The following is a 19000-nucleotide window of genomic DNA, read 5'->3' as shown; positions in this document are numbered from 1 at the left end:
TTATTCTATGCCTAACGCTTTTTTTACTGGCTTGAAACTCTTGCGGTGTTCACTGATCACTCCGTGTTGCTCAATCGCTTCAAAGTGCGCTTTAGTTGGATAACCTTTGTGCTTGGCGAAGCCAAATTGTGGATGAAGTTTATCCAACTCTTCCATCTCTTGGTCACGCACGACTTTGGCAATAATGGAAGCCGCACTGATTTCGGCAACGCGTAGATCGCCTTTTACTACAGCTTGAGCATCCATTGGCAGCTCTGGACAACGGTTACCATCAATCAACACCAAATCAGGTTGAACCTTTAACCCCGCCACTGCACGCTGCATCGCAACCATAGTCGCCTGCAAAATATTCAGTTGATCGATTTCTTCAGGAGAACAGCGCCCGACCGCCCAAGCCAATGCTTTTTCTTTAATTTCAGGAAGCAGCGCCATGCGTTTCTTTTCGGTCAATTTTTTCGAATCGTTCAAACCTTCAATAGGATTGTTAGGATCAAGGATAACCGCAGCGGTGACGACGTCTCCCACCAAAGGGCCACGTCCTACCTCGTCGACTCCGGCCACAAACTGATAACCTTGTGGATATTCAAACGGAGGGAGTTCAACTTTGGTTTTGGTCGCTTTTGGTTTAACAGCCATGATAAATCTCTATTTCTCAATCAATTTTAGAACCGCGTTTGCGGCTTGTTGATCCGCATCTTTACGGATCCAATGATGCATTTCCGTAAACTTATCTAACATCGGTTTATTGTCGCTTTCCAATAAGCGAGAAACCTCAGTAAACAAATTGTCTGGTGTGCACTCATCTTGTAGATATTCTTTGACGAGCTCATCATCCGCTAAGATATTCGGCAATGACACATACTTCGTTTTCAATAGACGTTTAGCTAAGAAAGCAGTAAATGCATTCACACGATAACCCACCACCATTGGACGCTTGAGAAGCATACACTCCAACGCTACGGTACCAGAGGCCAGCATCACGGCATCGGATGCGGTGATGACGTTGCGTGCGGTGTCATCAACTAACTTGAAGTCCAACTCTGGTGCGAGTTCTTTCCAGGCTTGTTCAAACTGCTCACGGCGTTTTTGATTAACAAGCGCGACAACAAACCCCAGTTCTGGAAATTTTTTATGGAGTAACTTGCAGGTTTCAATAAATGGCTCAGAGAGCATTTTTAACTCGCTACCACGACTGCCTGGCAGGACAGCAAGCCACTTTTTATCTTGTTCTAAACCAAGCAACTCACGTGCAGGCGCTTGTTCTGATTCTAGTGGGATGGAATCAGCCAAGGTATGACCAATGAACTCGCAAGGTACATTAAATTTGTCGTAGAACGCTTTCTCAAACGGAAGAAATGCTAGCACCAAGTTCGTTGCCGCTTCTATTTTAAAGATGCGCTTCTGACGCCAAGCCCAAACAGACGGACTCACGTAATGAACGGTTTTAATGCCCGCTTGCTTGAGGTCAAGCTCTAGGCGTAAGTTGAAGTCAGGAGCATCGATCCCGATGAAAACATCAGGCGGATTCTGAGTAAAATACTGAACGAGCTCAGCTTTCACTTTAAGAAGTCTCGGTAAGCGGCCTAAAACCTCGACTAACCCCATCACCGCAAGCTCTTCCATATCAAACAGAGACTCGCAACCTTGGGCTATCATTTTCGGACCGCCAATACCTACGAACTCTGCGTCTGGATATTGCTGCTTTACTGCTTTGATAAAGCCTTCACCTAGCGTATCGCCAGACAATTCTCCGGCAATGATGCCAATACGTAATGGTCTTTCCATATCTACTTCGCTATTTTTCCTGTGCGCTATGGATAACGGTTTGCCTTATCCATAAAACACAAAAAGATCGTAACCTCAAATTCGGTCACGATCTTTTTATTTATTGCTTCATTCGCCAATTAACGAATAATGCCACGTTCCGTCGTTTCCAGAATATCTGAGAAACGCTTCACAGCCGGCCACTCTTGAGCCATTTCAGCCAGAATAGGCTTCACTTCTTCTAGCGTCTTACCTGAACGATAGATTTCTTTATACGCTTTTTGCAGCGCACGAATCTCTGGTTTCTCAAAGCCGTTACGCTTCAAGCCAACAAGGTTCAAGCCGAAAGGAGTCGCGTGGTTGCCTTGCGCGAGTACGTAAGCAGGGACATCTTGCACCACTGCTGAGCAGCCGCCAATGTACGCGTAAGCGCCCACTGTACAAAACGGGTGAATCGCAGACAGTGCCATCACACCAGCATAATCATCAACAGTAACGTGACCACCAAGAATCGAGTTATTACCGATATGAGTGTGGTTACCAATAACAACATCATGCGCAACGTGTGCATTAACACACAATAAGTTATCATCACCAATGATCGTGGTTGCTTTGTCCTGCACTGTGCCGCGGTGAACTTGGACCGCTTCACGAATGACGTTACGATCACCGATAACCACAGTTGTGTCTTCACCACCGTATTTTTTGTCTTGGTTTTCTTCGCCAATGACAGCATGCGGGAAAATACGGTTATCTTTGCCAATAGTCGTGTGACCTTTGATCACAACGTGAGACATCACTTCTGTGCCTTCACCAATTTCAACCGTAGAGGTGATGTACGTAAAAGGACCTACCGTTACGTTAGCACCAATTTTGGCGCCCTCTTCTACCACCGCTGCCGGGTGGATTTTAGCGGTTTCATGAATCATATTAAAACTCTCGACGAGCACACTTCAGTTCTGCAGAACATACCACTTCGCCGTCAACTTTTGCTACACCGCTAAATGCAGCAATGCCGCGACGTTCTTTCAGAAATTCTACCTCAATAACCAATTGGTCGCCCGGAACCACTGGTTTACGGAATTTCGCGCCGTCTACGCTTGCAAAGTAGTACAGTTCATTTTCTGTTGGTGCACCAAATGATTTAAATGCAAGTAAGCCTGTTGCCTGAGCCATTGCTTCTAAAATCAAAACACCTGGGAATACTGGTAGTTGAGGAAAGTGACCTGTGAACTGAGGTTCGTTAACCGACACGTTTTTAATCGCGTGAAGGTACTTCTCTTCTTGGAAGTCTATCACTCGGTCGATCAATAAGAATGGGTAGCGATGAGGTAGTAGCTCTTGAATTTCAGAGATGTTCATCGTTTTCTTTTCAGTAGTCAAAGTCGTCTTCCTATATCAATTTTTTGCCGCCAAGATGGCAAACGTGGCAACAGGTCGTAAAGCCGAATCGCTTTGCAATATACTAGCAAAATACGCACCATCTTGGAGTTAAATCTACTTAGAGCGCGTCATTATAGAAGAAAAAGACCCGCATTTCGCGAGTCTTCTTACAGAATATGGAACTAGAGCTTATTAGCCTTCGTGTTAAATACAGAGCGAAAGATAACTGGCTCTAAATTTCTTCTTTCTGTTCCAGCTGTTTTTCAACCGCTTTTAGGCGCTTATTCATCTCATCAATACGGTGAACTCGAGTTGCGGTCTTACGCCACTCTCTGTTCGTTTGTAGTGGAATACCTGATGAGTAAAGGCCTTTTTCTTCGATACTGCGCATTACCATGCCCATACCTGTAATCGCCACACCATCTGCGATAGTGATATGGCCATTCAGAACAGACGCGCCGCCAATCTGGCAGTACTTACCAATTTTTGTACTGCCCGCGACAATAGTACCACCAGGCATCACGGTACCATATCCGATCTGCACGTTGTGCGCGATTTGAAGTTGGTTATCCAGAATGACATTGTCTTCAATGATAGTATCTTCGAGTGCACCGCGGTCAATCGTAGTACAAGCACCAATCTCAACGCGGTTACCGATACGCACTGAACCAAGCTGAGGGATTTTGATCCACTCACCTTTGTCATTCGCATAACCGAAGCCATCAGAGCCAATGACGGTACCCGATTGAACGAGACAGTCATCACCCAATGACACTTCATGATAGATAGTGACATTAGCCCAAAGCTTGGTGTTATTCCCTAGCTTGGCGTTCTTACCGATAAAACAACCAGCGCCAATGCTTACGTTGTCGCCGAGTTCCACGCCCGTTTCAATCACGGCGTTAGCGCCGATTGTAACGTTCTCACCCATCTTAACGTCAGCGGCAATCACAGCACTTGGTGCAATATCGTCTGCCGGTTTTGGTGTGGTATCCATCGCTTGGACCACACGAGCAAATGCGACATAAGGGTCTGAAACCACTAGCGCGTTTCCAGCGCATTGATCTTTATGCTCAGCCTTTACCATAACAACGGTAGCTTGGCACTCAGAAAGGTGTTTTGCGTATTTTGGGTTAGACAAGAAGGTTACGTCACCTTCTTGTGCTTTATCCATTGGGGCAACACGGCTTACAACGAGAGACTCGTCACCAAACAGCTCACCCCCGGTAATTGTCGCCAATTCGGCTAATGTTAATGTCTTCATAACTTCTTATTTTAGAGCTTTAATTACGTCTTCAGAGATATTGTATTCTGGCTTGCCGTACTGCAAAGCAGAGATATCAATCACAAGATCGTAACCATTTTTGTCTGCGACTTTCTTAACTGCATCTTGAATCGTTTTGAAAAGCTTCGCTTTTTCTTCAGCTTCACGACGCGCACTTGCTTTTTCAAGTGCTTGTGCTTTCACTTTGTACTCGCTGTCTAGCTTCGCGATATCGATACGTAGCTTTTCAACTTCGTCTTGACCCAAAAGCTCGCCGTCACGTTGTAGCTTTTCGATCTTTGTTTTAGCTTGCGCTTGGATTGACTTCAGTTCATCAGCTTTGCTTTTGAAGTCTTTCTGCATTTTTTGTAGTACAACTTCACGTTGAGGAAGAGCTTGAAAAACTTGAGCTGTATTTACGTAAGCAATTTTCTGTGCAGCTTCTGCCGCATTTGCAAACATTGAAGAGCTCAGTACAAGAAGGCCAATCCCAGCCGCTTTGATCATTTTATTCAAAATATTTTCCTCTTTAGAAAGTTCTACCGATAGTGAATGTGAAGAACTCTTCATCATCGCCATCAAATTTCTTAATTGGTTTCGCTAGTGAGAATACTAGTGGCCCCATTGGAGACATCCACTGCAACGCCGCACCGTAAGAAGAGCGGTAGTTGGTTGGATCTGAGTAATCGTAATAGTAACGGTCACCATATTCCGCACCTGAATCGCGATAGTCAAACTCGGTATCCCAAACACTTGCCATATCAAAGAAGATACTGGTACGAATTTGGTTTTGTACTTCCTCTGATGCGAACGGCGTTGGAACAATCAACTCGACACTCGCTAGCGCCACGGCGTTACCACCGACAGAGTCATCTGTTGCTGTATCTGCACCATTGTTTGAGCCTGATGTATCACGGTAAACCGCTTTAGGGCCAACAGAGTTTGAACCAAAACCACGAAGCGACGTAAAGCCACCGGCGTAGTAGTTTTCATAGAATGGGAACAAGTTATCGTTACCATCTGTTTGGCCGTAACCATTGCCGTAACCTAAGCGACCACGGAACAAGAGGGTAAACTCGTGCTTCTTAGTCAATGGCACATACTGGCGAACATCGTACTGCATTTTGAAGTATTGAACGTCAGAGCCAGGTACGGTCATTTTATAGAACGCACGTTGGTGGTTACCTGCCGTTGGGAAGTAACCACGGTTTAAGTTATTACGTGTCCAAGAGATATTGAAGTCGAAGTCGTTCGTGTTCAACGCTCCACTAGAATCAATGTTGTCTGCTTGTGCTCGTAAGAATTGCTCTACCTGCAAGTAAGGCGATAAGTTACCGATCTTGTTGTGCGTATAACCGACACCGAATTCAAAACGGTTCAGCTCATCGAATGGGAAGCCCCACGTTAAGCTCGCACCATAGCTTTCGTTGGTATAGTCAACGATATTGGCTTCTTTCGCTTCAAATTCGTTGTAGAAGACCTTACCACCTAAGCTAACACCGTCTAAGTTCCAGTACGGGTCTCGGTAATCTAGACTGATGTTTTTCTGGTAGTCATTCATCATCGCGTTGATACCAACACGGTTACCGCTACCAATGAAGTTATCTTGTTGCAGACCGACCTGGAAGCTCACGCCTGATTCGGTACCGTAGCCAACACCGAAGTTAACGCTACCAGAGTTCGCTTCTTTGACAGAGTAAACTAGGTCGACTTGATCATCACTACCTGGCACTCGAACGGTTTGTACTTCAACGTTTTCAAAGTAACCCAAACGGTTTAGACGAGTTTTACCCGTTTCAATCGATTTCGAGTTTAACCAACTGCCTTCCATCTGACGCATTTCACGGCGAAGTACTTCATCTTTGGTTGAGTTGTTACCCGTGAAGCGGATATCACGAACGTAAATTCGGTTACCTGGATCGACGTTAACGACCAAAGAAACTTCTTGATTCTCGTCGTCAAACTCAGGAATGGTATTCACTTGAGGATAAGCGTAGCCGGACTCACCAAGCACACGTTTAATACCCTCTTCCATTGAAGTGACCAACGAGCCGTTGTACGTCTCATTGTCTTCAAATGGTACAAGTCGTTCGAACGTCGCTTCCTCACCAATCAAATCACCACGGAACTTTACGTCCTTGACGGTGTAAACCTCGCCCTCTTCTAAGCCAAGAGTAATGTATACCCCTTTCTTGTCAGGAGAGATTGCAACTTGTGTCGAATCAACGTTAAATTTTAGGTAACCGCGGTCCAGATAGAATGATTTGAGCGCTTCAATATCACCTGCAAGCACTTGTTTTTGGTACTTTTCGTCAGACAGAAAATTCCACCACGGCACATCAACATTCAAGTTAAAACGAGAAAGAAGGTCCTCATCGCTGAAAACTTCATTGCCGATAAAATTGATTTGCTGAATTTTTGCCGACACGCCTTCAGTAAAGACAAACTTTAGGTCAGAACGGTTACGTGGCAGTGGAGTCACCACCGCTTTTACTGTTGCGTTGTATTTACCTACGCTGTAGTAAAAGTCTTCTAAGCCTTTTTCAATGTTGCTTAGCGTGGTGCGGTCAAGCGCTTCGCCTTCACGAACACCAGATGCGTTCAGGTTTTCTTGTAGCTGCTCGTCCTTGATTGCTTTGTTACCAGAAAATGAGATGCTGGCAATGGTAGGACGTTCTTTGACTTGAACCATCAGAACGCCGCCGTCACGTAACACTTTCACATCTTCAAAGTTACCAGATGCATACAGTGCACGGATAATCTCTGCAACATCGCCTTGGCCAATGGTATCACCGACACGTACAGGCATTTTCAACAACGCAGCACCCAGTGCTACACGCTGCAATCCATCGATTTCAATATCTTGAACTACGAAGTTCTCTGCTCCATTTGCAGATACACTGGTCGCCAGTAAACTTGCAAATAGAATTCGCTTAATCGCCATACTTGTTCTAATTATTCCTTGCTACTGCTTTTGTCTCTGAACTATCACAGACGAGTAAAATCATTAAATAGCGCTAACGCCATGAGCGAGAAGATGATCGCACCACCAATTCTAAAACCCATTTCCTGCACTCTCTCAGGAACGGGACGTCGAATGACTGCTTCAATTGCAAAAAACAACAAATGACCGCCATCCAACATTGGTAAAGGAACGAGATTAATAATACCTAGGTTAACACTAATTAGAGCGAGAAAACCTAAAAAGTAGACCAAGCCATAATCAGCCGTCGCACCTGCGCCTTTGGCTATTGATATTGGACCACTCAGATTATTCAGACCAACGTCACCAACAATCAGTTTCTTAAGCATGCTGATTGTCAAGCCAATGACTTGGCCGGTTTTGTCTACCGCCTTACCTACTGACTCGAATACACCAAACTGAAGGTCGAAGCGATAACTTTCTGGCCATTCTGCGACTTTAGGTGCAATACCTGCAAAACCAACGACTTCTTTGTTAGCTAGCTCACGGCTACCAGGCGTCAGCGTTAATGTTTGCTCATAGCCCTGACGCAATACCGTTAATTCAATCGGTGTATCAGGATTAGAGCGAACCGCTTCAACAACCTGCTTCCACTCCGTGACGCGTTGTTCATCAATAGCGACAATCTCATCACCTGGAAGCACACCTGCTTTTTCCGCCGCTCCACCTTGCGAAACCTGTTCGATAACGCGATACACCTCCGGTGTATACGGCGCAAAACCCAAGGACTGCATCGCAGACTGAGTTTCAGGGTCGAACTCCCATTCGCGCAGATCGAGCGTTTTCGTTACTTCTGAACCAACTTCATTCGCTGACGTCAGTGTTACTGTCATCAAATCATCGCCAATATGAGAAATCAATCCCATATTTACCGATTCCCAATCCGGAGTTTTGATACCAGATATCGATTTAAGTTCCATTCCAGATTCAATTCCGGCTTCTGCGACGATCGAATTGGGCGTAACTTCACCAATTACTGGCTTAACTGCTGGGATACCAATAAGAAATACGAGCCAGTAGGCGAAAATTGCGAAAAGGAAATTAAAGATAGGGCCTGCCGCAACAATAGACGTTCGCTTCCATAGCGGCTTCTTATCAAACGCTAAATGCTTCTCATGTTCTGGCACCTCATCAACACGGCTATCAACCATTTTTACATAGCCGCCGAGAGGTATCATTGAGATGCTGTACTCCGTTCCGTCTTTGCCTACCTTACTCCAGATAGACTTGCCGAAACCGATTGAAAACTTTTCAACTTTCACGCCGCAACGGCGAGCAACCCAAAAGTGCCCAAACTCGTGCACAGCGACAAGAATGCCCAGTGCGACGATAAAAGAAATGAGATTCCACAATATACCTGTCATCAGCTACGCTCGCGTATGGTTTCTAGGGCAATAGTTCGTGCCATTCTATCTAGCTCTAACAAGCTTTCCAAGCTATTCGCATTCTCAGCTTTGCAGCTTGCATTGATTTTATTCAACACAGACTCATTGATGCGAGCGATATCCGTAAAACCTAGGCTGTTATTTAAAAATGCATCAACAGCGACTTCATTCGCTGCATTCAGTGCCGTTGTTGCATGTTGACCTTCATAACAAGCATCAATTGCTAGTTTTAAACATGGGTAACGAGCAAAATCAGGTTGCAAAAACGTCAATTCGCCAATTTGCGTGAAGTCTAGTGGCTTAACCCCAGCTTCAACTCTTGATGGGTATGACATAGTCAGTGCAATAGGGGTCGCCATATCCGGCTCACCCATTTGTGCCAAAACCGAACCATCGCGGTATTGAACCATTGAATGAATAACAGACTGCGGATGAATAATAACCTTTAGCTGCTCGCGAGCCGCATTAAACAACCATTTAGCTTCGATATACTCTAAGCCTTTGTTCATCATCGTGGCTGAGTCAACGGAAATCTTTGGTCCCATCGACCAGTTTGGATGGGCGATCGCCTGCTCAGGAGTCACCTTTTCCAGTTCTGCGATGTCAGTGTAACGGAAAGGACCACCAGAACCAGTCAGCAAAATATGAGAAATGCCATGTTCTTGTAAATTACAACGACCTAAATTGGTTTGTACTTGCTGTGGTAAGCACTGGAAAATAGCATTGTGTTCACTATCGACGGGAAGTAGCTCCGCACCAAACTCTTCTACGGCATCAATAAATAACTGTCCTGACATTACCAGCGCTTCTTTATTTGCCAACAATACTCGCTTACCAGCTTTCACAGCAGCCATGGTAGGCAGTAGACCAGCCGCTCCGACAATAGCAGCCATCACACTGTCAACTTCGTCCAATGAAGAAATATGGCATAGAGCATCCACACCACCTAATACTTCGGTGTTTGGCGAAACCAAATGTAACTCAGATTGGAGTTGAATCGCTGCGGCTTTGTCCGCCATTACCGCGTATTTAGGTTGCCACTGACGACATAGCCCGATCATCTTTTCAACGTTGGTGCTTGCCGCTAAGGCAACGACAGAAAACAGCTCTGGGTTTTGTTCGACCACTTTAAGCGTGCTTGCACCAATGGATCCAGTAGCACCAAGAATCGTTAACTTTTGCATGTTGTAAGACCGTTAGAAAGCTCAGGAGCGACAATGCCGCTCCTGATAAATTAGAATACGTAGTAAAGAAGAGCAAAAACTGGGAATGCTGCGGTTAGGCTGTCAATACGATCGAGCACACCGCCATGTCCTGGGATAATGTTGCTGCTGTCTTTAATGCCTGAGACACGCTTGAACATACTTTCCACCAGATCGCCGAGCACTGATATAACAACAGTAACCAACGTAATCAACACCATATGGACAGGACTGGAGAACTGAATATCAAACCAATCAGCAAATGCCCACGCCACGATCAATGCCGTGATAATGCCGCCAATAAGCCCTTCAATGGTTTTATTCGGACTGACATGTGGCGCCATTTTACGTTTGCCTAAGCTTTTGCCTGCAAAGTAAGCACCGCTATCTGCAGCCCATACCAAGAAACAAACGTATAACACGAGCTTTGCTCCGTGGTATGGATCTACCGTAATGTCATGAGCTCTAAGAATAACTACACTCCAAAGGAATGGAATTAATGTCAGAAAACCAAACACATGGCGTAAAACAAAATTATTTTGCCAAGATTTCGTCGTTTTGGGATAAGTAATCGCCATTAAGCTAGCAACAATCCACCAAACAAAACCAAGGCCCAGCACAACATAATGAGGCGTTGCTAAATGGTTGAGGCTATGTGCGTCAGGCGAAATATATAGAAAACTAAGTCCGGTAACAATGACTGCCGGAACGAGGGCAGCAAAGCGAGAGTTGCTTCCTGTAAATTGAGTCCACTCCCAAAAACCTAATAGGGTAATTGCAGTTAAAGCGGCAATAAAGCCCATTAGGGGTAATTTAAAAATGCCTAAAATAACCAGGGGAGCTAAAATTAGTGCTGTTATTATTCTCTGTTTCAAACTAACTAGTCCTTATTGAGCTGCCATCAATGCCTTTATTTGTTCCCCTGTACAGCCAAAACGACGCTCTCGATTGATAAACCAAGTTACAGCTTCAACTAAGCTGTCTTCGTCGAATTCCGGCCAATACTCGGGGGTAAAGTACATTTCTGCATAAGCCATTTGCCACAACATAAAGTTGCTGATGCGACACTCTCCACTGGTACGAATCAAAAGATCCACTTCAGGTAAGTCTGCCATGGTCAAATGCTCAGTGATTAGCTGCTCATTGATATCCTCTACACGAATCTCACCGTTACGTGCTTTTAACGCTAACGTTTTGGCCGCTTCTGTGATGTCCCACTTACCGCCATAATTGGCTGCAATGTTGATCACCATCCCCGTGTTACCTGCCGTTAGATTTTCAGCTTCTACAATCTTCTTTTGTAGACGCTCACTAAATCGACTGGTATCACCGATCACGCGCAACCGTAAATTATTTTTGTGTAGTTTTTTTACTTCACTAGACAGGACCGTGATAAACAGTTCCATCAAAAGACCCACTTCTTCCTCCGGACGACGCCAGTTTTCACTACTAAAAGCAAATAGCGTCATGGCTTTAATGCCAAGCTTTGAAGCAGCAGCCACGGTCTTACGAACGGCATTAACGCCTTTTTTGTGACCAAATACGCGAGGTTTTCCTTTGGACTTAGCCCAACGGCCATTACCGTCCATAATGATGGCAATATGCTTAGGAAGGGAATCAGAGAAGGCTTGAGAATTTTGCATAGGGAGTTAATTGAGTTCCATCAGTTGGATAGACTAACATAAAAAAACGCTGAGCTGTGAGCACAGCGTTTTCCAACAGTGATGTGTGTGGGAGTATTAAACTTCCATCAACTCTTTTTCTTTTGCAGCAAGAACTTCATCGATCTTCTTAACTGCAACGTCAGTTAGTTTTTGAATTTCGTCTTGTGCTTTACGATCTTCATCTTCAGAGATTTCTTTATCTTTTAGAAGCGCTTTTAGATCGTTGTTTGCGTCACGACGGATGTTACGAACAGCAACACGACCACCTTCAGCTTCACCACGAACAATCTTAACTAGGTCTTTACGACGCTCTTCCGTTAGTGGTGGAAGTGGAACACGGATGATAGTACCAGCAGACATAGGATTTAGACCAAGATCAGACGTCATGATCGCTTTTTCTACTTTCGGAGTCAGCTCTTTATCGAAAACCGTGATTGCAAGTGTACGTGCATCTTCAGCAATAACGTTTGCTACTTGGTTTAGAGGTGTTGCTGCACCGTAGTATTCTACAGAAATACCAGATAGTAGGCTTGGGTGTGCACGACCTGTACGAATTTTAGAAAGGTTGTTCTTAAGCGCTTCAACGCTTTTATCCATGCGCTCTTGCGCGTCTTTTTTGATTTCGTTAATCACAGTTTCACCTTAAAAATGTCATCTTTCCTGAAGAAAGCCTAAAACGGTTGAGCAAAGCAAACGCCACCCTAACGCTTTGGGTGGCACCTTGGGACAAGCTTATTCGTTGATTAGCGTGCCTTCTGCTTCGCCCATAACCACGCGACGTAGTGCGCCTGGCTTGTTCATGTTAAATACGCGGATTGGCATTTTGTGGTCACGAGCTAGCGTAAACGCCGCCAAGTCCATCACTTTCAGCTCTTTATCCAGAACTTCTGCGTAAGATAGCTTATCATACAGCTCTGCGTCTGGGTTTGCTACAGGGTCAGCAGTAAATACACCATCAACTTTCGTCGCTTTTAGTACAACATCCGCTTCGATTTCAATACCACGTAGGCAAGCAGCAGAATCCGTTGTAAAGAACGGGTTACCCGTACCAGCAGAGAAGATGACAACACGGCCTTGGCGAAGCTCACGGATCGCATCAGCCCAATTATAGTCGTCACATACGCCTTTTAGAGGAATGGCAGACATAACGCGCGCATTCACGTATGCGCGGTGAAGAGCATCGCGCATCGCTAGGCCATTCATTACTGTAGCAAGCATACCCATGTGGTCACCAACTACGCGGTTCATACCAGCTTCAGCAAGGCCTGCACCACGGAACAAGTTACCGCCACCGATAACTACACCAACCTGAACACCCAGTTCAACCAGTTCTTTAACTTCTTGTGCCATGCGATCAAGGACCGCAGGATCAATACCAAAACCGTCTTCACCTTGAAGAGCTTCACCACTCAGTTTTAATAGAATACGTTGATACGCTGGTTTAGGGTTCGTAGTCATGGAGTTTACCTTCCAAAGAGAGTTGTTGATTAACAGTCATGAATAGACACAAATTCAGTTATGGCTATTCATCACGGCTAATCGTTCACTGCTCATAAAAAGACCGCAGCCAAGGCTACGGTCTAATCTTTATACAGTCTCTAAGGATTAACCTTTTTGAGCTGCAGCAACTTCTTCAGCGAAGCTCATTTCTTCTTTCTTCTCGATACCTTCACCTACTTCTAGGCGAACGAATGTAGAAACTGAAGCGCCTTTTTCTTTCAGCATTTCACCTACAGTTTTCTTAGGTTCCATGATGAAAGCTTGACCTGTTAGAGAGATCTCGCCAGTGAATTTCTTCATGCGGCCAACAACCATCTTCTCAGCGATTTCAGCAGGCTTGCCTTCGTTCATTGCGATTTCAACTTGAACCGCTTTCTCTTTTTCTACTACGTCAGCTGGTACGTCTTCTGGGTTAACGAACTCAGGCTTAGAAGCAGCAACGTGCATTGCAACGTGCTTAAGAGTTTCTGCGTCGCCTTCACCAGCAACAACAACACCGATTTTCTCACCGTGACGGTAAGAAGCAATTGCAGTGCCTTGAACGTATTCTACGCGACGGATAGTGATGTTTTCACCGATTTTAGCTACAAGAGCTACACGTGCGTCTTCGAATTGTGCTTGTAGCTCTTCAACAGTCGCTTTTGAAGCTAGAGCTGCAGCTGCAACTTCTTCTGCGAATGCAGTGAAGTTACCGTCTTTAGCAACGAAGTCAGTTTGGCAGTTAACTTCAAGAAGAACAGCAACGCCGTTTTCTTCTTTGATGATGATTGCGCCTTCAGCTGCAACGTTACCAGCTTTCTTAGCTGCTTTCGCTGCGCCAGATTTACGCATGTTTTCAATTGCTAGTTCGATGTCAGCGTTTGCTTCTACAAGCGCTTTCTTACATTCCATCATGCCAGCGCCAGTACGCTCGCGAAGTTCTTTAACTAGAGCAGCAGTTACAGTTGCCATTCTGTATTCCTCGTTTGATTCGAAATAAGGTAAAAAACAGGGGCCTAACATTGTCGGCCCCCATTGCTAACTATAACTTAGTTTATGCTACACAAAGGTTTCACATAGACCAAGTGTGACACAGAGCCGCTATTATTCAGCTTCTACGAAACCGTCTTTTTCAGCAACTGCAGCTACGTCTTTGTTACGACCTTCAGATACTGCTGAAGCAGCAGCGTTCAGGTATAGCTGTACAGCGCGGATCGCGTCGTCGTTACCTGGGATTACGTAGTCAACGCCGTCTGGGTTAGAGTTAGTATCTACCACAGCGTATACTGGAATACCTAGGTTGTTAGCTTCTTTAATTGCAATGTGTTCGTGATCAGCGTCGATTACGAATAGAGCGTCTGGTAGGCCGCCCATGTCTTTGATACCACCAAGAGATTTCTCTAGCTTCTCCATTTCGCGAGTACGCATTAGAGCTTCTTTCTTAGTTAGTTTGTCAAAAGTACCGTCTTGAGATTGAGTCTCTAGATCTTTTAGACGCTTGATAGACTGACGAACTGTTTTGTAGTTTGTAAGCATACCGCCTAACCAGCGGTTGTTTACGTAAAACTGGTTGCTTGCGATTGCAGCTTCTTTAACAGCTTCAGATGCAGCGCGCTTAGTACCTACGAATAGAACTTTACCTTTCTTCTCGCCAACTTTAGCTAGTTCAGCTAGAGCGTCGTTGAACATTGGTACAGTTTTTTCTAGGTTGATGATATGAACTTTGTTACGAGCGCCAAAGATGAATGGCTTCATTTTTGGGTTCCAGTAACGAGTCTGGTGACCGAAGTGAACACCAGCTTTTAGCATATCGCGCATTGATACAGTTGCCATTTTAAATTCCTCTATGGGGTTAGGCCTCCACATTCCCCATAACTCCGACCAAGCTTCTGCTCAGCACCCCGGAATATGTGACGGAATGTGTGTGATTTAAAGATAAAAGGTTATTCGGATGAAGCTTGCTTCGCCGCTTAGCTTTGCTGAGCGAAGAGAACAGTCCTCTATTCCGGCGCGCTTTATACCATATTTTAGCTCACTGTGGCTAGTAAAAATTATTTCTTCACCGTGCCACTTTCTCCTATTTATAAGCAAAACTTTAAACATACGATCGAATTAAGAATGATGCATATTCCTATCTAACTTGGGTTAACGCCCCGATGTCTGATAGAATGCGGCCATTCGCACGTTTACGTGCTTAGGAATAAGTAGAGAAAGCCAATGTCAATCAAGATTAAAACTGCTGAAGAAATAGAACGCATGCGCATTGCGGGCAAGCTGGCCGCAGAGATTCTAGAAATGATCGAACCACACATCAAAGTTGGTGTGACGACAGAAGAGTTGAACAAAATCTGTCATGAGTACGCTCTAGAAAAAGGCGCATACTCTGCTCCGCTTGATTACCATGGTTTCCCTAAGTCGATTTGTACTTCAATCAACCATATCGTATGCCACGGTATTCCAGCAGAAAAAGACGAAATCGGTAGCAACGGTCAAATGAAGCCAGCGGTACTAAAAGATGGCGACATCTTAAACGTTGATATTACCGTAATCGTTCCAAATGACGAAAATGCGGATCTGAGCGTGCGTCCTCAAGGTTACCATGGTGACACTTCTAAGATGTTCCTAGTCGGTGATGTTTCACCTGCAAACAAACGTCTATGCATGGTTGCTCAAGAAGCACTGTATGTTGGTATGCGTACCGTAAAGCCAGGTTCAACGGTTGGTGACATCGGCACAGCTATCGAGAAATACATCAAAGAGAACAACAAAAACAACCCTCGCAACAAGTTTTCTATTGTGAAAGACTTCTGTGGCCACGGTATCGGCGATGAGTTCCATGAAGAACCACAAGTGGTTCATTACAAGAACAAAGACCGCCGCGTACTAAAAGAAGGCATGTGCTTTACTATTGAGCCAATGATTAACGCAGGTAAATTTGGTTGCTCTGTTGACGCTCAAGACGATTGGACCGTTTACACAGGCGACGGCAAGAACTCTGCTCAATGGGAACATACCATTGTTGTAACAAAAGAAGGTTGTGAAGTACTGACGCTTCGTAGCGACGATACGATTCCTCGCCTAATGAAAAACGCGTAAAGCTGACGACCACTCGTTGTTTACTATATCCCTGCTTCGGCGGGGATATTTTTTATCTGCCACAAATTTGTTAGATTGTAACTAGATTAGCTTGCACGGATGGCAAATATGACACTTCAGTCCCCTCTTACCTTTTCCGATGAACAAATCAATATCGGAGAGCTCAAACAAGAGTTAGAGAAATTTAGCTCCGATCAAAACCAAGAGTTTCTCAATCATCATCCGGTAACAAGCTTGGTTTTAGCCAGGGCAGAATACATGGATCTGCTTCTGAATCGTTTGTGGCAACATTTTGGCTTCAAAGATATTTACAACATTTCCCTAGTTGCCGTGGGTGGCTATGGGCGTGGCGAGCTGCATCCGCTCTCCGATATCGATATTTTGATTCTGTCGAACAATAAGCTGCCGACCGCGCTAGAAGCAAAAATCAGCGAATTCATTACGCTGTTGTGGGATTTAAAACTCGAGGTCGGACACGCTGTTCGCACCGTTAACGAATGTGCGGAAATTGGTAAAGCCGATCTGACCGTCGCGACAAACCTTCAAGAAGCGCGTCTACTGTGTGGCAGCGAGGATACCTTTCAGGCACTGAAGAAAGTCGTATTATCAGACTCCTTTTGGCCAAGTGAAACGTTTTATCGCGCTAAAATTCAAGAGCAGAGAGAACGCCATGCCCGTTACCATGATACAACCTACAACTTAGAACCAGACATTAAGTCGACCCCTGGCGGGCTGCGCGATATTCATACATTAAGCTGGGTCGCCCGACGTCACTTTGGTGCCACGTCATTGCTGGAAATGAGCCGATACGGATTTTTAACTGACGCAGAATACCGAGAATTGGTTGAATGTCAGGACTTCCTTTGGCGAGTGCGTTTTGCTCTGCACATGGAGCTTCGCCGCTATGACAACCGCTTGACCTTTGCCCATCAAGCACAAGTTGCGGAAAATCTAGGCTACGTCGGTGAAGGCAACCGAGGCGTAGAAATGATGATGAAAGAGTTCTATCGCACACTTCGTCGTGTGGCAGAGCTCAATAAAATGTTACTCAAACTTTTTGATCAAGCGATCATTAATGGTGGGGCGACAGAAAGTGCCGAGATTCTCGATGCCGACTTCCAACGTCGTGGCTCTTTGATTGAAGCGCGGAAACCCGCATTGTTTCAAGCTCGCCCAGAAACTATTCTGGATATGTTCTTACATATCGCGAACGACTCAACCATTGAAGGGGTGAGCCCACCAACACTACGTCAGCTGCGCACCGCGCGCCGTCGACTCAACAAATTTTTGCACACCATTCCTGCTGCGCGTGAAAAGTTCATGGCGTTATGTCGTCACCCTAATGCTCTGCATAAAGCATTCAGCCTAATGCACCGATTAGGGGTTATGGCGGCCTATTTACCACAATGGAGTCAAATTGTTGGTCAAATGCAGTTTGACTTATTCCACGCCTACACCGTTGATGAACACAGTATTCGCTTACTGAAACACATCAACACCTTTAGTGACCCAGAAAATCATGCGAAGCACCCTATTTGCTGTGACGTCTACCCTCGGATGCAAAAGAAAGAACTGCTGATTATTGCCGCTATTTTCCACGATATCGGTAAAGGACGTGGCGGCGATCACTCTGTTATAGGCGAAGGTGAGGCTTACGACTTCTGTATTGAGCATGGCTTATCAAAGCCCGAGGCCAAACTTGTCGCTTGGTTGGTAAGGCATCATCTATTAATGTCCGTCACCGCACAGCGCCGAGACATTTATGATCCCGATGTGATTACCGAATTTGCCAAAAAAGTCAGAGACGAAGAATCTCTCGATTATCTTGTGTGCCTGACAGTTGCAGATATTTGTGCAACCAACCCAGAACTTTGGAATGCTTGGAAACGAACCTTACTGGCAGAGCTGTATTACTCCACACAACGTGCTTTACGTAGAGGGTTAGAGAATCCTGTCGATGTGCGTGAGCGAATTCGCCACAACCAACAAATGGCCTCTGCAATGCTGCGCAAAGAGGGGTTTGCCGCGCGCGAAATTGAAGTATTGTGGCAACGCTTCAAAGCTGACTATTTCCTTCGTCATACCCATACGCAAATCGCGTGGCACTGCGAACACTTACTTCGCATGGAAGATCCGACTAAGCCTTTGGTCTTGATCAGTAAAAAAGCCACTCGTGGCGGCACTGAGGTGTTTGTATATACGAAAGACCAGCCTGCTTTATTTGCGACGGTCGTGGCGGAGTTAGATAGGCGTAATTTTAATGTACACGACGCACAAATAATGACCAGCAAAGATGGGCACGTGATTGATACCTTTATGGTACTCGATCAACATGGCGAAGCGATCGATGAGTCTCGTCACGCCGCGGTGATTAAGCACCTCACCCATGTACTAGAGGCGGGCCGACCAACCAAGATTAAAACACGCCGTACTCCGAACAAACTTCAGCACTTTAATGTGAAAACCAAAGTCGACTTCTTACCAACCAAAGGTAAAAAGCATACTTTAATGGAGTTTGTCGCGCTAGACACACCAGGGCTGTTGGCCAAAGTAGGCCGTACGTTTGCTGATTTAAATATCAACCTTCATGGTGCCAAAATCACCACCATTGGTGAACGAGCAGAAGACTTGTTTATTTTAACCAGTGATGCAGGGGGAAGATTAAGTGAAGAACAACAGGATGAGCTAAGAGAGAGATTGATCGAAAAGTTATCTGATGAGGTCGCTGCTTAGATCAAACCTGCCAATCTTTTCGGTTCAGGGCGAGAGCGATCTTGCCC

Annotated in this window: 17 protein-coding genes; 2 read left to right on the top strand and 15 right to left on the bottom strand. The window is 45.3% G+C overall.

Annotation, left to right across the window (positions count from 1 at the left end; all coding sequences use genetic code 11):
* From rnhB to rpsB, 15 genes are all read right to left on the bottom strand, one after another.
* Positions 1-636 (bottom strand): ribonuclease HII, encoded by a 636-nt coding sequence (gene rnhB / locus VEA_RS06110; RefSeq protein WP_006741667.1) that lies wholly within the window; start codon positions 634-636, stop codon positions 1-3.
* A gap of 9 nt (positions 637-645) precedes the next feature.
* Complete coding sequence (gene lpxB, locus VEA_RS06105) at positions 646-1785, bottom strand: lipid-A-disaccharide synthase (RefSeq protein ID WP_006741666.1); 1140 nt, start codon at positions 1783-1785, stop codon at positions 646-648.
* Between the two features lie 119 nt (positions 1786-1904).
* Complete coding sequence (gene lpxA / locus VEA_RS06100; RefSeq protein WP_005380357.1) at positions 1905-2693, bottom strand: acyl-ACP--UDP-N-acetylglucosamine O-acyltransferase; 789 nt, start codon at positions 2691-2693, stop codon at positions 1905-1907.
* Between the two features lies 1 nt (position 2694).
* Positions 2695-3147 (bottom strand): 3-hydroxyacyl-ACP dehydratase FabZ, encoded by a 453-nt coding sequence (fabZ, locus tag VEA_RS06095; protein ID WP_005380349.1) that lies wholly within the window; start codon positions 3145-3147, stop codon positions 2695-2697.
* 232 nt (positions 3148-3379) lie between these two features.
* Positions 3380-4411, bottom strand: coding sequence for a UDP-3-O-(3-hydroxymyristoyl)glucosamine N-acyltransferase (gene lpxD, locus VEA_RS06090; RefSeq protein WP_012841505.1), 1032 nt, complete (start codon positions 4409-4411; stop codon positions 3380-3382).
* 6 nt (positions 4412-4417) lie between these two features.
* Positions 4418-4927 (bottom strand): OmpH family outer membrane protein, encoded by a 510-nt coding sequence (locus VEA_RS06085; RefSeq protein ID WP_005391804.1) that lies wholly within the window; start codon positions 4925-4927, stop codon positions 4418-4420.
* Between the two features lie 13 nt (positions 4928-4940).
* Positions 4941-7355 (bottom strand): outer membrane protein assembly factor BamA, encoded by a 2415-nt coding sequence (bamA, locus tag VEA_RS06080; RefSeq protein WP_006741664.1) that lies wholly within the window; start codon positions 7353-7355, stop codon positions 4941-4943.
* Between the two features lie 44 nt (positions 7356-7399).
* On the bottom strand, positions 7400-8758 hold the full coding sequence (rseP, locus tag VEA_RS06075) for a sigma E protease regulator RseP (RefSeq protein WP_012841504.1): 1359 nt from the start codon (positions 8756-8758) through the stop codon (positions 7400-7402).
* Positions 8758-9963 (bottom strand): 1-deoxy-D-xylulose-5-phosphate reductoisomerase, encoded by a 1206-nt coding sequence (ispC, locus tag VEA_RS06070; protein WP_006743377.1) that lies wholly within the window; start codon positions 9961-9963, stop codon positions 8758-8760. Before ispC ends, rseP begins: the two co-directional genes overlap by 1 nt.
* Positions 9964-10013: 50 nt before the next feature.
* Positions 10014-10856 (bottom strand): phosphatidate cytidylyltransferase, encoded by an 843-nt coding sequence (locus VEA_RS06065; RefSeq protein WP_041852901.1) that lies wholly within the window; start codon positions 10854-10856, stop codon positions 10014-10016.
* 12 nt (positions 10857-10868) lie between these two features.
* Entirely contained in the window at positions 10869-11624 is a 756-nt protein-coding gene (locus VEA_RS06060; RefSeq protein WP_006741661.1) for an isoprenyl transferase, read from the bottom strand.
* A gap of 96 nt (positions 11625-11720) precedes the next feature.
* On the bottom strand, positions 11721-12278 hold the full coding sequence (gene frr, locus VEA_RS06055; protein ID WP_005380330.1) for a ribosome recycling factor: 558 nt from the start codon (positions 12276-12278) through the stop codon (positions 11721-11723).
* A gap of 99 nt (positions 12279-12377) precedes the next feature.
* Positions 12378-13103 carry a UMP kinase gene (pyrH, locus tag VEA_RS06050; protein ID WP_005380329.1) on the bottom strand — a complete coding sequence of 242 codons (726 nt, stop codon included), beginning with the start codon at positions 13101-13103 and terminating at the stop codon, positions 12378-12380.
* A gap of 147 nt (positions 13104-13250) precedes the next feature.
* Positions 13251-14096 carry a translation elongation factor Ts gene (gene tsf / locus VEA_RS06045; protein ID WP_012841502.1) on the bottom strand — a complete coding sequence of 282 codons (846 nt, stop codon included), beginning with the start codon at positions 14094-14096 and terminating at the stop codon, positions 13251-13253.
* Positions 14097-14228: 132 nt separating this feature from the next.
* On the bottom strand, positions 14229-14957 hold the full coding sequence (gene rpsB / locus VEA_RS06040; RefSeq protein ID WP_012841501.1) for a 30S ribosomal protein S2: 729 nt from the start codon (positions 14955-14957) through the stop codon (positions 14229-14231).
* A 384-nt stretch (positions 14958-15341) separates the two neighbouring features.
* Between rpsB and map the strand changes: the two genes are divergently transcribed.
* The gene (gene map / locus VEA_RS06035; protein ID WP_005380326.1) at positions 15342-16220 is read left to right on the top strand and encodes a type I methionyl aminopeptidase; all 879 of its coding nucleotides are present in this window, start codon (positions 15342-15344) and stop codon (positions 16218-16220) included.
* A gap of 108 nt (positions 16221-16328) precedes the next feature.
* Complete coding sequence (gene glnD, locus VEA_RS06030) at positions 16329-18953, top strand: bifunctional uridylyltransferase/uridylyl-removing protein GlnD (RefSeq protein ID WP_012841500.1); 2625 nt, start codon at positions 16329-16331, stop codon at positions 18951-18953.
* Positions 18954-19000: the final 47 nt, after the last annotated feature.

The organism is Vibrio antiquarius, assembly GCF_000024825.1.
GTDB classification, from domain to species: domain Bacteria; phylum Pseudomonadota; class Gammaproteobacteria; order Enterobacterales; family Vibrionaceae; genus Vibrio; species Vibrio diabolicus.
The sequence above is the reverse complement of the archived record's forward strand: the minus strand, read 5'-3'. Positions and strand labels throughout refer to the sequence as shown.

Bases quoted from the DNA above. Each gene is read 5' to 3' on its own strand.
- rnhB (WP_006741667.1), bottom strand. From the start codon at position 636: ATGGCTGTTAAACCAAAAGCGACCAAAACCAAAGTTGAACTCCCTCCG.
- lpxB (WP_006741666.1), bottom strand. From the start codon at position 1,785: ATGGAAAGACCATTACGTATTGGCATCATTGCCGGAGAATTGTCTGGC.
- lpxA (WP_005380357.1), bottom strand. From the start codon at position 2,693: ATGATTCATGAAACCGCTAAAATCCACCCGGCAGCGGTGGTAGAAGAG.
- lpxD (WP_012841505.1), bottom strand. From the start codon at position 4,411: ATGAAGACATTAACATTAGCCGAATTGGCGACAATTACCGGGGGTGAG.
- bamA (WP_006741664.1), bottom strand. From the start codon at position 7,355: ATGGCGATTAAGCGAATTCTATTTGCAAGTTTACTGGCGACCAGTGTA.
- rseP (WP_012841504.1), bottom strand. From the start codon at position 8,758: ATGACAGGTATATTGTGGAATCTCATTTCTTTTATCGTCGCACTGGGC.
- ispC (WP_006743377.1), bottom strand. From the start codon at position 9,963: ATGCAAAAGTTAACGATTCTTGGTGCTACTGGATCCATTGGTGCAAGC.
- VEA_RS06060 (WP_006741661.1), bottom strand. From the start codon at position 11,624: ATGCAAAATTCTCAAGCCTTCTCTGATTCCCTTCCTAAGCATATTGCC.
- pyrH (WP_005380329.1), bottom strand. From the start codon at position 13,103: ATGACTACGAACCCTAAACCAGCGTATCAACGTATTCTATTAAAACTG.
- tsf (WP_012841502.1), bottom strand. From the start codon at position 14,096: ATGGCAACTGTAACTGCTGCTCTAGTTAAAGAACTTCGCGAGCGTACT.
- rpsB (WP_012841501.1), bottom strand. From the start codon at position 14,957: ATGGCAACTGTATCAATGCGCGATATGCTAAAAGCTGGTGTTCACTTC.
- map (WP_005380326.1), top strand. From the start codon at position 15,342: ATGTCAATCAAGATTAAAACTGCTGAAGAAATAGAACGCATGCGCATT.
- glnD (WP_012841500.1), top strand. From the start codon at position 16,329: ATGACACTTCAGTCCCCTCTTACCTTTTCCGATGAACAAATCAATATC.